We start from the raw sequence: 11,690 nt of genomic DNA, 5'->3' as shown, positions 1-11,690 counted from the left end.
ATTGCGATGGAGAAGGAGTTGCGCTTTGCGATCCGTGAGGGCGGCCGGACCGTCGGCGCCGGAGTCATCTCGGAGATTGTTGAGTAACGGATATTCTACCTTATAGATTTAAAGGTTTTAATTTGTATGAGTGGCCAGAAAATTAGAATTAAGCTAAAGGCATACGATCACTATTCGCTGGATAGATCGACCAAGGAAATTGCTCGAACGGTTTTGCGGACGGGTGCTCGTATTGCCGGGCCTATTCCACTTCCGACAAAACGTACTGTATATACTGTTTTGCGCTCGCCGCATGTTGACAAGAAATCGCGGGAGCAATTTGAAACAAGAATACACAAGCGGCTGATCGATATTTATGAATCAACCCCGCAAACGGTTGACGCTTTGATGAAACTCGATTTGCCGGCCGGTGTTGATGTGGAAATAAAGACTTGAGGATGGTGCTCTGATGAATGAAATTTACGGAAAGAAATTAGGCATGACTCGGGTCTTTGTCGATGACGGTGAGGCGGTTCCCGTATCTGTTATCGAGGCCGGTCCCTGCATCGTGATAGACCGAAAAACGACCGAGCGCGACGGCTATGAGTCCACCAAGGTCGGTTTTGGCGAGAAAAAGGAAAAATATATCAATCAGCCGCAGCTGGGAGTATTTAAAAAGGCCGGGGTCAAACCGTCCCGTTATGTCAAAGAACTTCAGGCTGGCCCGGATATCAAGGTCGGCGATGAAATAAAAGTCGCCATCTTAAAGAAGGGGGAACGGGTTGATATTACCGGGATTTCCAAAGGCCTCGGTTTCCAGGGAGCCATGAGAAGGCACGGTTTCTCTGGTGCCCAGACTACTCACGGCCAGTCCGATCGGATGAGAGCGCCCGGATCAATCGGCTCATCATCGTATCCGTCGCGTGTTTTTAAAGGGATGCACATGGCCGGAAAGACAGGGAAAGATCGCGTGACTGTTCTTAATCTTGAGGTTGTGCAGGTTATCGAAGACCAGAATCTCCTTCTGGTCAAAGGTGCTGTTCCGGGTAAAAAGGGAACGTTGCTCAAAATACGAAAAACCAATAGGGCCCGGGAGATTGGCAGGTAATAATGGAAGTTAAAGTATATAACAAAGAAGGTGCTGAAATCGGCACGATGGCGCTGAACGAGGCCGTCTTCGGCGCAAAATCAAATCCATCTCTGGTGCACCAATACGTGGTGAATTATCTGGCCAATCAACGCCAGGGAACATCCAGTGTCAAGGGACGATCGATGGTCAGCGGTACCGGGAACAAGCCTTACCGGCAGAAGGGAACCGGTCGGGCACGGGCCGGAACGACGCGTTCGCCTCTCTGGCGAGGCGGCGGAATAATTTTTGGCCCGCAGCCGCGCTGTTATTACCGGAAATTTCCCAAACAGATGAAGCGGACGGCATTGCTTTCGGCTCTGTCCGATAAAGCTCAGAACGAAAGCGTTATGGTGGTCGAGGATCTTAATCTGGTGGAAATAAAAACAAAAACCATGTCCGGAATTCTTGATAAACTCGGTCTGGACCGAAAAAAATGTCTGATTCTCGATGAAGGTGAAAATCGCAATCTGGTACTGTCTGTCAGGAATATACCGAAGGTGCGCTACACCCGCGCTCCTTTGATCAATGCTTATGAGGTTGTCAACGCCGATGTTCTGGTTTTCACCCGGGCCGGCATCACCAAGATTGAGGAGGTATTCGGCCGATGAGAGATCCTCGTAATATATTGCAGCTCAATCTGATGACGGAAAAATCGTTGATGCTTAAGGAAGCCAATAACGCTTATATTTTCCGGGTTCATCGCCAGGCCAACAAGATTGAAATAAAAAAGGCTGTGGAAAAAGCCTTTAATGTCAAAGTAGATAAAATCAGGACCATGGTTATTCCGGGGAAGCCCAAACGTATGGGTATCTATGCCGGCCGGACCGGGGCCTGGAAAAAGGCTGTCGTGACCCTCAAAGAAGGGCAAAAAATCTCAGATTTTGAAAATATTTAAGTCAGGATACAGGTACTACGATGGGTGTCAAGAAATTTAAACCAACAACTCCTTCCCAGAGGTTCCGGACCGTTCCGACCTTCGAAGAAATCACTTCCATTGTTCCGGAGAAGTCCCTGCTGACGCCGATGAAAAAAAATGGCGGACGGAACAACAAAGGTCGGGTGACGGCCCGTCATCGTGGGGGTGGTCATAAACGTCATTACCGGCTAATTGATTTCAAGCGCGACAAGCATGACATACCGGCCCGGGTCGCCTCGATTGAGTACGATCCGAATCGCTCGGCGAATATTGCCCTGTTGCATTATGTTGATGGTGAGAAACGGTATATCCTGGCTCCGGAAGGTCTGAAGGTGGATGACGTGGTGGTTTCGGGGGAGAATTCTGAAATCCGCAACGGCAACTCCTTGCCGATTGGATTGATGCCGCTGGGAACCTTTCTGCATAATGTTGAGATGTTTCCCGGGTACGGCGGTATAATTGCGCGAAGCGCCGGTACTTATGTGCAACTGGTGGCCAAAGAAGGTCAGTTCGCTCATTTGAAGATGCCCTCGGGTGAAGTTCGTCTGGTTAAACAGGCCTGTTACGGAACGATTGGAACCGTCGGTAATGCGGATCATAAAAACCTTTCATGGGGTAAGGCCGGGGCCGCCCGCTGGCGCGGCTGGCGTCCCAAGGTCCGCGGGGTGGCCATGAACCCGGTAGATCACCCGATGGGCGGCGGCGAGGGCCGAAGCTCCGGTGGGCGTCATCCCTGTACGCCCTGGGGCAAGATTACCAAAGGACTGAAGACAAGAAGCAAGCGGAAATCGAATAAATATATTGTCGAATCACGCAAGAAAAAGAAGTAAATCTGGAGGAATAAATGCCGCGGTCATTAAAAAAAGGCCCTTATGTTGCAATCAAGCTGGCCAGGAAGATTGAACAGCTGAATCAGACGGGTGATAAAAAGGTCGTAAAGACTTGGGCGCGTCGCTCAACAATTGTGCCGGAATTTGTGGGTCATACGCTCGCGGTGCATAACGGTAACAAATTTATTCCTATCTATATAACAGAGAATATGGTGGGGCATAAATTGGGTGAATTCGCGCCGACTCGCACGTTTCGCGGCCATGGAGGGAAGCTGGTAGAGCGGACCTCCGCTATCAGAGGATAAGGGAGATATAGCAGATGCAAGCAACAGCACGAGTCAGATATTTGCGGATGTCCGCAAGAAAAATACGCCGGGTGGCGGAATTAATTAAAGGGCGCCCGGTAGAAGAGGCCTTGAATATTTTGAATTATACTCCCAAGGCTGCCGCCGAACCTCTGGCCAAGACGGTGAAAGCCGCGGCCGCCAATGCCATCGCCAGTGTCGGAACGGCCAAATTGAAAGCCGAGGATCTTTCGGTAACCCGCGTTTTTGTCGATGGCGGTCCGACCGCCAAGCGGGTGCGTTTTCAATCCATGGGGCGGGCCCATCGCATCCGGAAAAGATACTGCCATCTGACGGTTGAGGTCGAGGGCGAGCCGGAACCCGAAACTCCCAGAGCCCGCAAGGGCGGACGGAAAAAGGCGGTAGCTGAAGTGGCCACTGATGAAACCGCTGAAAAGACATCGAAAGGCCGGACCCGAAAAGCAAGGGCTAAAAAAGAAACCGCCCCGGCAGAAGCTGAAGAAAAAACGGTTGATATAGATCAGGCTAATGTTTCGGCGGATGCGCCGGAAACGGCAGATGATGAAACGACGGATAACAAGACGGACAAATAAGATAAGGAGATAAGCTTGGGACAGAAGACGCACCCAATTGGTTTTCGTTTGGGAGTCATACGATCCTGGAACAATAAATGGTATGCAGGACGGAAATTCTCCAATTTTATCTATGAAGATATGATGGTGAAGCAATACATCAATGCCAGGCTCGACAATGCCGGGCTGGCCAAAGTTGTGATTCTCAGGGCTCCCAAGAAGGTCACGGTCGATATTCATACCTCGCGACCGGGAATCGTTATTGGCCGTAAAGGGGCCGAGGTGGATAAGCTTCGCGAAGAATTACACTTGCTGACCAAGAAAGATATCTCCCTGAATATTATTGAAGTCAAGAAGCCCGAGCTCAACGCCCGGCTGGTGGCCGATTCCATTGCCCGACAGCTGGAGGGGCGGGTATCATATCGCCGGGCCATGAAAAAGGCTATTTCGGCCACAATGAAAATGGGTGCGGAAGGTATCAAAATCATGTGCGGCGGCCGGCTTGCCGGAAACGAAATTGCCCGTTCCGAAAAGTATATGGACGGTCGTGTTCCACTTCACACTCTGCGCGCGGATATTGATTATTCCACCGCCACAGCGCATACAACCTATGGATGTATTGGAGTGAAAGTATGGATTTGCCGTGGTATGGTTATGGGTGCCGGTGAGCTTGAAGCCAAAGAAGATATCGACAAATCCGGACCGGAGCGCCCGGAAATCGAAATGCCCGCACGGCGCGAAAAGATGCACCGTGAGGACAAATCCCGGAAACGCCGCCCGCGGGGACGAGTGCGTCGTCCCGGAGGGCGGGAAGGCGAAAACCAGGGTGACAAACGGTTCACCGGTCGTCCCGGTGGTGGACGACCATCAGGGGAAAACAGGGGCCGCGGCGGTGATCGGCGGCCGGCCGACAGGAAAAAAGAAGGCGACGAACCTTCCGCCGAAAGGAAAACAGATAGACCGGAGAAAAAGGACAGCTGAGGGCGCTTATAGGCTGGAGATGATATTATGTTAATGCCAAGCAAAGTCAAGTTCAGAAAGCAGCAAAGAGGACGGATGAAAGGCAAGGCCTATCGGGGGGGAGTGGTTTCATTCGGTGAATTCGGATTGAAGGCAATGGAGCCGGCCTGGATTACGGATCGGCAGATTGAAGCTGCCCGTATTGCCCTCACGCGATATATCAAGAGAGGCGGAAAAGTCTGGATTAGAATATTCCCCGACAAACCGGTCACCAAAAAGCCGGCCGAAACCAGAATGGGTAAAGGTAAAGGCGCGCCGGAATACTGGGTAGCGGTGGTTAAATCAGGTCGGATTATGTTCGAGGTCGAGGGTGTTTCCGAAACTATGGCCCGTGAAGCCTTTCGCCTGGCCGGTAATAAACTGCCTATAAAAACGAAATTCGTTACGCGTTCGGAAACGGAAGGGGCATAATTATGAAAGTGGTATCATTAAGAGATATGACCCGGGATGAACTGCTTAACAAGCGCCATGAACTGAAGGAAGACCTGTTCAACCTGAAAATGAGAAAATCCCTTAAAGAGCTAGATAATCCCCTGAAACTCCGCACCATAAGACGGGATATCTCCAAGATTGAAACGATACTGTCCGAAGACAGGCTGAATATACGCAAAATTGTCGATTCGCCGGTCTCGATCCTGGATGACGCCAAGAAGGAATCACCCGGGGAGCGGAAGGAAGAAGGCAAATAAGGAATAGATGGCTATGAAAAGAAATATGCGGAAGGTAAGGCAGGGCCGGGTTGTTTCTGATAAGATGAATAAAACCATCGTTGTCAGGATCGAAAGGACCTTAAGGCACCCTATTTACGAGCGCATTGTCAAAACATCTTCGAAGCTATATGCACATGATGAGACAAATGAGGCCCGGATGGGAGACCTGGTTCGTGTGATGGAAACGAGACCGCTGTCACTCAACAAGCGCTGGCGGCTGATTGAAATAGTGGAGAGAGCCAAATAAACCAGGCGTCGCCTTGATTATTCGGGAGCAGAAGCATGATACAGGAATATACAGATTTAGTAGTCGCGGATAACTCCGGAGCTCGAAGGGTGCAGTGTTTTCGCATCTTGGGAGGAACCAGAAAGCGATATGCCCGGCTGGGAGATATAATTGTGGTTGCCGTCAAAGATGCCATTCCCGGCGGGACGGTCAAAAAATCGGAAATATGTAAAGCGGTGATTGTGAGAACCAGATCCGAGACCCGACGCAAAGACGGTTCGATTATCAGATTTTCGGATAATGCCGCGGTGATTATAAATGAACAGAAAGAGCCTCGCGGAACGCGTATTTTTGGTCCGGTGGCGAGGGAACTCAGGGAAAAGCAGTTTATGAAAATTATCTCCCTGGCCCCTGAGGTATTATAAGGGTAGCATCCATGAGAATAAAAAAAGGTGATACAGTTGTAATCAGGCGGGGTAAATACCGCAGCCGCGAAGCGGGAAAGTACAAAACCGGCAAAGTGCTTCATGTCTTTCCGGCCAGTAGCCGTTTGATCGTGGAAGGCGTGAACATGATATCGCGTCATACCCGGCCGTCGCAGCGCAATCCCAAAGGCGGAATTGTCAAGAAAGAAGCCCCCATTCATCGTTCGAATGTGGCTCTTTTCTGCAAAAGTTGCTCTGCGCCCACCAGGATCAGTTACAAGGTGCTGGAAGGTGATGGCAAAAAAGAAAAAATCCGTCTCTGCCGTAAATGTGGCGAAGCAATATAGTGGGTGAATGACATGGCAAGGTTGAAAGAACTATACAAGGAAAAAATCGTTCCGAAACTGATGAAGGAAAATAATTACTCATCAGTAATGGAAGTCCCTCGGATTGACAAGGTTACCGTCAATATCGGGGTCGGCGAGGCGATCGGCAATGCCAAGGCGCTTGACGCGGCCATGGAAGATTTAACCAAGATTACCGGCCAGAAGCCGGTGTTTACCAAAGCCCGCAAATCGATTTCCAATTTTAAACTCCGCCAGGGTGCCCGTATCGGTGTAAGTGTTACCCTGCGCCGGGAACGCATGTATGAATTTCTCGATCGACTGATGAATGTAGCTATTCCGCGTATCCGTGATTTCCGGGGAATTTCGCCCAAATCTTTCGATGGCCGCGGTAATTTCAATCTGGGTATTCGCGAGCAGTTGATTTTTCCCGAAATCGATTATGATAAAATAGATAAGATTCGTGGCATGAATATTTCGATAACAACTACGGCGAAATCCGACGAGGAATGTCGGCAGCTTTTGACCGAGTTGGGAATGCCCTTCAGGAAGTAGGAGTAATTGTGGCAAAGAAGTGTTTATTGGAAAAGCAGAAAAGGCCTCCCAAATTCCAGGTCCGCAGATATAATCGCTGCCGCCGTTGCGGCAGACCCAGAGCCTATATGAGAAGATTTGGGTTATGCCGGATATGTTTCAGACAGATGGCGCTGTCCGGGGAAATCCCGGGAGTCGTGAAAGCCAGCTGGTAACGAGTAAGGGAGAATATAATCATGTCGATGACTGATCCTATTGCTGATATGCTGACCAGGATAAGGAATGCTTCAAAAGCCCGTAAAAAGGCGGTTGATGTTCCCAGCTCCAATATTAAAAAAGAAATTGCCCGGATACTGAAAGAAGAAAACTTCATCAAGGATATTCTTGAAATTCCGGACGGCCGGCAGGGAATATTGCGGGTTTACCTGAAGTATAGCCGTGAGGATAAGCCGATTATCAAGGGTTTGAGGCGTGTTTCGCGCTCCGGCCTGCGTAAGTATCTGGATATCGAAAACCTGCGCATAACGGCCAGAACCAAGGTCGGTATCACCATCTTGTCTACGTCACAGGGTATTATGACCGATATTGATGCTCTGAAAAATAATGTGGGCGGCGAGGCCCTTTGCACAGTCTGGTAAGCGGAGTATAGATATGTCGAAAGTTGGTAAATTGCCGGTGAAAATTCCCGGCGGCGTTAAGGTCAGCCTGGCGGATAACAAAATTGATATCACCGGACCCAAGGGAACACTGTCGATGCCGGTTCGCAAGGAAATTTCGGTGGAAGTAGAAGATAATAATATCGTGGTCAGCCGCTCATCCGATCTGAAGACTCATAAATCGTTGCACGGTTTAACGCGGGCCCTGATTCAGAATATGGTCGTCGGGGTGACAAAGGGTTATAAAATCGAGCTGGAAATGGTCGGCGTCGGCTACAATGCCCAGGTAAAGGGTAAGATCCTGGAACTCGCTCTGGGTTTTTCGCATCCTATCGTGGTGCGGCCCCCGGATGGAGTTGCCACGGAAGTCATCCCCAAGGAAAATAAGATTATCATAACCGGAATAGATAAACAATTGGTCGGACAAACTGCGGCCAAGATACGTTCTTTTCGCCCGCCCGAGCCTTATAAGGGCAAAGGTGTCAAGTATGTCGGCGAGAAGATTCGTCGTAAAGCAGGCAAGGCTGCCGGTAAATAAAGGTTGGAGAATATGCACAGGATAGAGAAATATCATCGACGGGCCAAACGCAAGGCGCGGGTCAGGGCAAAGATTTTCGGGACCACCGAACGTCCCCGATTGACCATTACCAAATCTTTAAATAATGTCCACGTCCAGATTGTTGATGATGAAAAGATGATAACGCTGGTTGCGGCCTCGTCTCTGGGTAAGGAGACGGCCCCGGGGCTGGCGGAAAAATCGAAAACCGAACAGGCCGGGTTGGTGGGTGAAATGATTGCGCGTAAAGCATTGGAAAAAGGTATCAAGAAGGTTGCCTTCGACCGCAACGGCAATATTTATCACGGACGGGTCAAGGCCCTGGCCGAAGCGGCTCGCAAGGCGGGTTTGGAATTTTAGTTGTGTCTTCAAATAAATGAGGTAGCGATTGGCTAGAATTGAAAGGGAAGGCCTCGATTTTGAGGAAAAAGTGATCGATGTCAACCGTGTGGCCAAAGTGGTCAAGGGCGGTCGGCGTTTCAGTTTCACGGCCCTGGTCGCGGTCGGGCAAAAAAACGGCAAGGTCGGTATCGGAACCGGCAAGGCCGCCGAGGTTGCCGATGCGATTCGCAAGGCCACCGAGTCGGCGCGTAAAAATATGGTCCAGGTAACCCTGACACCCGAGGGAACGATCCCGCATTATATTCTGGGTCGCTTCGGGTCTTCGACCGTCGTTTTGAAGCCGGCTTCACCCGGAACGGGTGTTATTGCAGGCGGGGCGGTTCGGGCGGTTCTCGAATCGGCCGGAATTCAGGATATCCTGACCAAGGCGCTGGGAAGCCGTAACCCCCATAATGTTGTCAAGGCAACCATGAACGGATTGCTTTCTCTTCGGTCTCGAGAGGAACAGGAGAAATACCGGATCGAAGGTTAAGGTCCCGGTATTACGAGGTTAGAAATGGCTAAATTGAAAATAACCCAGGTACACAGTACCATCGACCGCAATTACAAACAGAAACGAACCATAGAAGCACTGGGACTGGGGAAACTGCATCGCACGGTCATCCTAAATGATACGCCGCAGATCCGCGGTATGGTGAGAGCGGTTAGACACCTGGTAAATTGCGAAAAGGTGGAAGAATAATGGCACCGTTAGAAATATCCTCACTAAGGCCCGCCCCGGGTTCGAAGAAAAAAAGAATGCGGGTTGGACGTGGGCCCGGCAGCGGTAAGGGTAAAACAGCCGGCCGCGGTCATAAGGGTCAGAAGGCTCGTTCCGGCGGAAAGATCAAGGCCTGGATGGAAGGCGGTCAGATGCCGATTCAGCGCCGTATCCCCAAGCGGGGTTTTACCAATAACTTCAGGGAAGAATATCAGGTCGTCAACCTGTCCTCGCTGGGCCGGTGCGAACCGGGCGAGGTGACTCCCGAAACTTTGAAAAAACTGGGAATCATCAAGTCGACCCGCCTGCCCGTCAAGATCCTGGGTATGGGCAAACTCGAGTCGGCGTTAACTATCAAAGCGTCAGCCTTTTCAAAGTCTGCAGCGGAAAAGATAAAAGAGGCCGGCGGCAGTATTGAGGTGATATAGTGTTTGGTACTTTTCAATCGATATTCAAGGTGGAAGAACTCCGCAAACGGATTCTCTTTACCCTGGGTATTCTGGTGGTTTATAGAATCGGCGGTCATATCCCGACCCCGGGCGTCGATGGTTCGATGCTCCAGCAATTACTGGCCGGGGATACTATTTTCGGACTGCTGGACCTGTTTGCCGGAGGGGCTTTTGCCAAGGCGACCATTTTTGCCCTGGGTATTATGCCCTATATCTCGGCCTCGATCATGCTGCAGCTTCTCGGAGCCGTGGTGCCATATCTGCAGCGGTTGCAGAAGGAGGGCGAAGAAGGCCGGAGAAAAATCACCCAGTATACCCGTTACCTGACTGTTCTGATTGCCGCCCTGCAGGCCTTCGGAACCGCCCAGTTCCTGTCTTCCATTCAGGGTCCATCAGGTTCGGTGGTTCATATGCCATACGGTCAGTTTGTCATACTGACCATGCTGACTTTCACCTGCGGGACTATTTTCATCATGTGGCTGGGTGAACAGATCACCGAACGCGGAATCGGAAACGGTATTTCATTGATTATCTTTATTGGTATTGTGGCCCGATTCCCGGAAGCCGTAATTCAGGAAGTCCAGTATCTTTTCGCGGGAACCCGTAGTTTGTTCTTGGAAGTTGTACTGGTTGTTCTCATGGTTGGTGTTGTTGCCGCGGTCATCATGGTGACCCGCGCTCAGCGTAAAGTGCCGGTCCAATACCCGAAGCGGATTATCGGCCGCAAGGTATATGGCGGGGCCACCACCCATCTGCCGCTGTCGGTCAACTCGGCCGGTGTGATTCCGATTATTTTCGCCCAATCAATAATGTTTCTGCCGGCAACAGTTCAGCAACTTTTCCCCAATGCCGAGTGGATTTCGAATGTTGTTACCGATTTTCTCAATCCGGGAGGCTGGAGTTATTCAGTCATTTATGCTTTGATAATTATTTTCTTTGCCTATTTCTACACGGCTATTGTTTTCAACCCGATTGACATCGCCGACAACATGCGGAAAAACGGCGGTTTCGTCCCCGGTATTCGGCCGGGAAAGAAAACAGCCGAGCATATTGAACGAATTCTAACCCGAATCACTCTGCCGGGGGCCATATTTTTTGCCATAATTGCTGTTCTCCCGTGGGTGTTGATGGCGCAATTTGATGTAAATTATTTCTTCGGCGGCACGGGACTGCTTATCGTGGTTGGTGTTGCTCTGGATACTCTGCAGCAGATTGAATCGCATCTGCTCATGAGGCATTATGAAGGATTTATGAAAAAAGGCAAAATTCGAGGGAGATCGTACTGATGAATTTAATCTTCTTGGGTCCGCCCGGGTCCGGTAAAGGAACCCAGGCCAAAAGAATATGCAAAGAGTTGAGGATACTCCATCTTTCCACCGGTGACCTGTTGCGGGAGGCAGTTAAAAACGGCACCGAGTTGGGTCATAAGGCCCGGAAATATATGGAGGCTGGAGAGCTGGTTCCAGATTCACTGATTATCGGTTTGATTGAAAACAAACTTAAAAGCGGTGATCTGGATAAAGGTTTTATTCTGGACGGTTTTCCACGAACGGTTCCTCAGGCTGAAGCACTCAAGGAGATGTTTGCCAAAAATGATAAAGCGGTTGATCGCGCCATTCTTCTGGATGTTTCGGATAACGAGGTGATTAAACGTCTATCGGGCCGTTTTTATTGCCCTAAATGCAATGCCGGTTATAATTACCCGGCTCAGATGCCCAAAAAAACGGGTATCTGCGACCATGATGGCGAAAGGCTGTTACGCCGTCCCGATGATGAGGAAGATGTCGTAAAAAACCGCTTGGAAGTTTATAAAAAACAGACCGAACCGATTGTTGATTTTTATAAGAAGGAATCTCTGCTGGCCAGCGTTGATGGCGAAGGTAATATTGACTCCATTTTCACGGAATTGCTTCGGGTGGCCAGGGAGTCGGCATAAG

General features: G+C 50.2%; 24 protein-coding genes. All 24 read left to right on the top strand.

Going from position 1 to position 11,690, the window contains the following annotated elements; genetic code table 11:
• On the top strand, positions 1-87 hold an 87-nt coding region (locus tag JXQ28_01275), incomplete at its 5' end, for an elongation factor Tu (protein ID MBN2276352.1).
• A 39-nt stretch (positions 88-126) separates the two neighbouring features.
• On the top strand, positions 127-435 hold the full coding sequence (rpsJ, locus tag JXQ28_01270) for a 30S ribosomal protein S10 (protein ID MBN2276351.1): 309 nt from the start codon (positions 127-129) through the stop codon (positions 433-435).
• Positions 436-448: 13 nt separating this feature from the next.
• A complete protein-coding gene (rplC, locus tag JXQ28_01265) occupies positions 449-1,087 on the top strand; it encodes a 50S ribosomal protein L3 (GenBank protein MBN2276350.1) in 639 nt (212 codons plus the stop codon).
• Entirely contained in the window at positions 1,087-1,716 is a 630-nt protein-coding gene (gene rplD, locus JXQ28_01260; protein ID MBN2276349.1) for a 50S ribosomal protein L4, read from the top strand. The genes rplC and rplD overlap by 1 nt, the downstream gene beginning before the upstream one ends.
• Positions 1,713-2,003, top strand: a complete 291-nt coding sequence (gene rplW / locus JXQ28_01255; protein ID MBN2276348.1) for a 50S ribosomal protein L23 — start codon at positions 1,713-1,715, stop codon at positions 2,001-2,003. Before rplD ends, rplW begins: the two co-directional genes overlap by 4 nt.
• Positions 2,004-2,023: 20 nt before the next feature.
• Positions 2,024-2,854 (top strand): 50S ribosomal protein L2, encoded by an 831-nt coding sequence (rplB, locus tag JXQ28_01250; protein MBN2276347.1) that lies wholly within the window; start codon positions 2,024-2,026, stop codon positions 2,852-2,854.
• Positions 2,855-2,868: 14 nt separating this feature from the next.
• Positions 2,869-3,159 carry a 30S ribosomal protein S19 gene (gene rpsS, locus JXQ28_01245; GenBank protein ID MBN2276346.1) on the top strand — a complete coding sequence of 97 codons (291 nt, stop codon included), beginning with the start codon at positions 2,869-2,871 and terminating at the stop codon, positions 3,157-3,159.
• 47 nt (positions 3,160-3,206) lie between these two features.
• On the top strand, positions 3,207-3,752 hold the full coding sequence (gene rplV, locus JXQ28_01240; protein MBN2276345.1) for a 50S ribosomal protein L22: 546 nt from the start codon (positions 3,207-3,209) through the stop codon (positions 3,750-3,752).
• 15 nt (positions 3,753-3,767) lie between these two features.
• Positions 3,768-4,712, top strand: coding sequence for a 30S ribosomal protein S3 (rpsC, locus tag JXQ28_01235; GenBank protein MBN2276344.1), 945 nt, complete (start codon positions 3,768-3,770; stop codon positions 4,710-4,712).
• 27 nt (positions 4,713-4,739) lie between these two features.
• Complete coding sequence (gene rplP, locus JXQ28_01230) at positions 4,740-5,162, top strand: 50S ribosomal protein L16 (GenBank protein MBN2276343.1); 423 nt, start codon at positions 4,740-4,742, stop codon at positions 5,160-5,162.
• 2 nt (positions 5,163-5,164) lie between these two features.
• Positions 5,165-5,440: a 50S ribosomal protein L29 gene (locus JXQ28_01225; GenBank protein ID MBN2276342.1), complete on the top strand. Its 276-nt coding sequence runs from the start codon at positions 5,165-5,167 to the stop codon at positions 5,438-5,440.
• A gap of 13 nt (positions 5,441-5,453) precedes the next feature.
• Positions 5,454-5,708, top strand: coding sequence for a 30S ribosomal protein S17 (gene rpsQ, locus JXQ28_01220; GenBank protein MBN2276341.1), 255 nt, complete (start codon positions 5,454-5,456; stop codon positions 5,706-5,708).
• A gap of 35 nt (positions 5,709-5,743) precedes the next feature.
• Positions 5,744-6,112 (top strand): 50S ribosomal protein L14, encoded by a 369-nt coding sequence (gene rplN, locus JXQ28_01215; GenBank protein MBN2276340.1) that lies wholly within the window; start codon positions 5,744-5,746, stop codon positions 6,110-6,112.
• Positions 6,113-6,123: 11 nt separating this feature from the next.
• Positions 6,124-6,459, top strand: a complete 336-nt coding sequence (locus tag JXQ28_01210) for a 50S ribosomal protein L24 (protein ID MBN2276339.1) — start codon at positions 6,124-6,126, stop codon at positions 6,457-6,459.
• 12 nt (positions 6,460-6,471) lie between these two features.
• Positions 6,472-7,011, top strand: coding sequence for a 50S ribosomal protein L5 (gene rplE / locus JXQ28_01205; GenBank protein MBN2276338.1), 540 nt, complete (start codon positions 6,472-6,474; stop codon positions 7,009-7,011).
• An 8-nt stretch (positions 7,012-7,019) separates the two neighbouring features.
• Entirely contained in the window at positions 7,020-7,205 is a 186-nt protein-coding gene (locus JXQ28_01200) for a type Z 30S ribosomal protein S14 (GenBank protein MBN2276337.1), read from the top strand.
• Between the two features lie 21 nt (positions 7,206-7,226).
• Positions 7,227-7,628 carry a 30S ribosomal protein S8 gene (rpsH, locus tag JXQ28_01195; protein MBN2276336.1) on the top strand — a complete coding sequence of 134 codons (402 nt, stop codon included), beginning with the start codon at positions 7,227-7,229 and terminating at the stop codon, positions 7,626-7,628.
• A 13-nt stretch (positions 7,629-7,641) separates the two neighbouring features.
• Complete coding sequence (gene rplF / locus JXQ28_01190) at positions 7,642-8,184, top strand: 50S ribosomal protein L6 (GenBank protein ID MBN2276335.1); 543 nt, start codon at positions 7,642-7,644, stop codon at positions 8,182-8,184.
• Positions 8,185-8,196: 12 nt separating this feature from the next.
• Entirely contained in the window at positions 8,197-8,562 is a 366-nt protein-coding gene (locus JXQ28_01185) for a 50S ribosomal protein L18 (protein MBN2276334.1), read from the top strand.
• Positions 8,563-8,590: 28 nt separating this feature from the next.
• Positions 8,591-9,076 carry a 30S ribosomal protein S5 gene (gene rpsE, locus JXQ28_01180; GenBank protein ID MBN2276333.1) on the top strand — a complete coding sequence of 162 codons (486 nt, stop codon included), beginning with the start codon at positions 8,591-8,593 and terminating at the stop codon, positions 9,074-9,076.
• Between the two features lie 24 nt (positions 9,077-9,100).
• Positions 9,101-9,286 (top strand): 50S ribosomal protein L30, encoded by a 186-nt coding sequence (rpmD, locus tag JXQ28_01175; protein MBN2276332.1) that lies wholly within the window; start codon positions 9,101-9,103, stop codon positions 9,284-9,286.
• On the top strand, positions 9,286-9,732 hold the full coding sequence (gene rplO / locus JXQ28_01170) for a 50S ribosomal protein L15 (protein MBN2276331.1): 447 nt from the start codon (positions 9,286-9,288) through the stop codon (positions 9,730-9,732). Before rpmD ends, rplO begins: the two co-directional genes overlap by 1 nt.
• Positions 9,729-11,039: a preprotein translocase subunit SecY gene (gene secY, locus JXQ28_01165; GenBank protein MBN2276330.1), complete on the top strand. Its 1,311-nt coding sequence runs from the start codon at positions 9,729-9,731 to the stop codon at positions 11,037-11,039. Before rplO ends, secY begins: the two co-directional genes overlap by 4 nt.
• A complete protein-coding gene (locus JXQ28_01160) occupies positions 11,039-11,689 on the top strand; it encodes an adenylate kinase (GenBank protein MBN2276329.1) in 651 nt (216 codons plus the stop codon). Before secY ends, JXQ28_01160 begins: the two co-directional genes overlap by 1 nt.
• The last annotated feature ends 1 nt before the right edge of the window (position 11,690 follow it).

It is taken from the genome of Candidatus Zixiibacteriota bacterium (assembly GCA_016933955.1).
In the GTDB taxonomy this organism is placed as follows: domain Bacteria; phylum Zixibacteria; class MSB-5A5; order GN15; family PGXB01; genus JAFGTT01.
Note: the sequence above shows the minus strand (reverse complement) of the source record. Positions and strands in the feature narration are given on the sequence as shown.

What these genes read in the sequence shown, in the direction of transcription:
- rpsJ (MBN2276351.1), top strand. Translation starts at nt 127, where the DNA reads ATGAGTGGCCAGAAAATTAGAATTAAGCTAAAGGCATACGATCACTAT.
- rplC (MBN2276350.1), top strand. Translation starts at nt 449, where the DNA reads ATGAATGAAATTTACGGAAAGAAATTAGGCATGACTCGGGTCTTTGTC.
- rplW (MBN2276348.1), top strand. Translation starts at nt 1,713, where the DNA reads ATGAGAGATCCTCGTAATATATTGCAGCTCAATCTGATGACGGAAAAA.
- rplB (MBN2276347.1), top strand. Translation starts at nt 2,024, where the DNA reads ATGGGTGTCAAGAAATTTAAACCAACAACTCCTTCCCAGAGGTTCCGG.
- rpsS (MBN2276346.1), top strand. Translation starts at nt 2,869, where the DNA reads ATGCCGCGGTCATTAAAAAAAGGCCCTTATGTTGCAATCAAGCTGGCC.
- rplV (MBN2276345.1), top strand. Translation starts at nt 3,207, where the DNA reads ATGTCCGCAAGAAAAATACGCCGGGTGGCGGAATTAATTAAAGGGCGC.
- rplP (MBN2276343.1), top strand. Translation starts at nt 4,740, where the DNA reads ATGTTAATGCCAAGCAAAGTCAAGTTCAGAAAGCAGCAAAGAGGACGG.
- JXQ28_01225 (MBN2276342.1), top strand. Translation starts at nt 5,165, where the DNA reads ATGAAAGTGGTATCATTAAGAGATATGACCCGGGATGAACTGCTTAAC.
- rpsQ (MBN2276341.1), top strand. Translation starts at nt 5,454, where the DNA reads ATGAAAAGAAATATGCGGAAGGTAAGGCAGGGCCGGGTTGTTTCTGAT.
- rplN (MBN2276340.1), top strand. Translation starts at nt 5,744, where the DNA reads ATGATACAGGAATATACAGATTTAGTAGTCGCGGATAACTCCGGAGCT.
- JXQ28_01210 (MBN2276339.1), top strand. Translation starts at nt 6,124, where the DNA reads ATGAGAATAAAAAAAGGTGATACAGTTGTAATCAGGCGGGGTAAATAC.
- rplE (MBN2276338.1), top strand. Translation starts at nt 6,472, where the DNA reads ATGGCAAGGTTGAAAGAACTATACAAGGAAAAAATCGTTCCGAAACTG.
- rpsH (MBN2276336.1), top strand. Translation starts at nt 7,227, where the DNA reads ATGTCGATGACTGATCCTATTGCTGATATGCTGACCAGGATAAGGAAT.
- rplF (MBN2276335.1), top strand. Translation starts at nt 7,642, where the DNA reads ATGTCGAAAGTTGGTAAATTGCCGGTGAAAATTCCCGGCGGCGTTAAG.
- JXQ28_01185 (MBN2276334.1), top strand. Translation starts at nt 8,197, where the DNA reads ATGCACAGGATAGAGAAATATCATCGACGGGCCAAACGCAAGGCGCGG.
- rpmD (MBN2276332.1), top strand. Translation starts at nt 9,101, where the DNA reads ATGGCTAAATTGAAAATAACCCAGGTACACAGTACCATCGACCGCAAT.
- rplO (MBN2276331.1), top strand. Translation starts at nt 9,286, where the DNA reads ATGGCACCGTTAGAAATATCCTCACTAAGGCCCGCCCCGGGTTCGAAG.
- JXQ28_01160 (MBN2276329.1), top strand. Translation starts at nt 11,039, where the DNA reads ATGAATTTAATCTTCTTGGGTCCGCCCGGGTCCGGTAAAGGAACCCAG.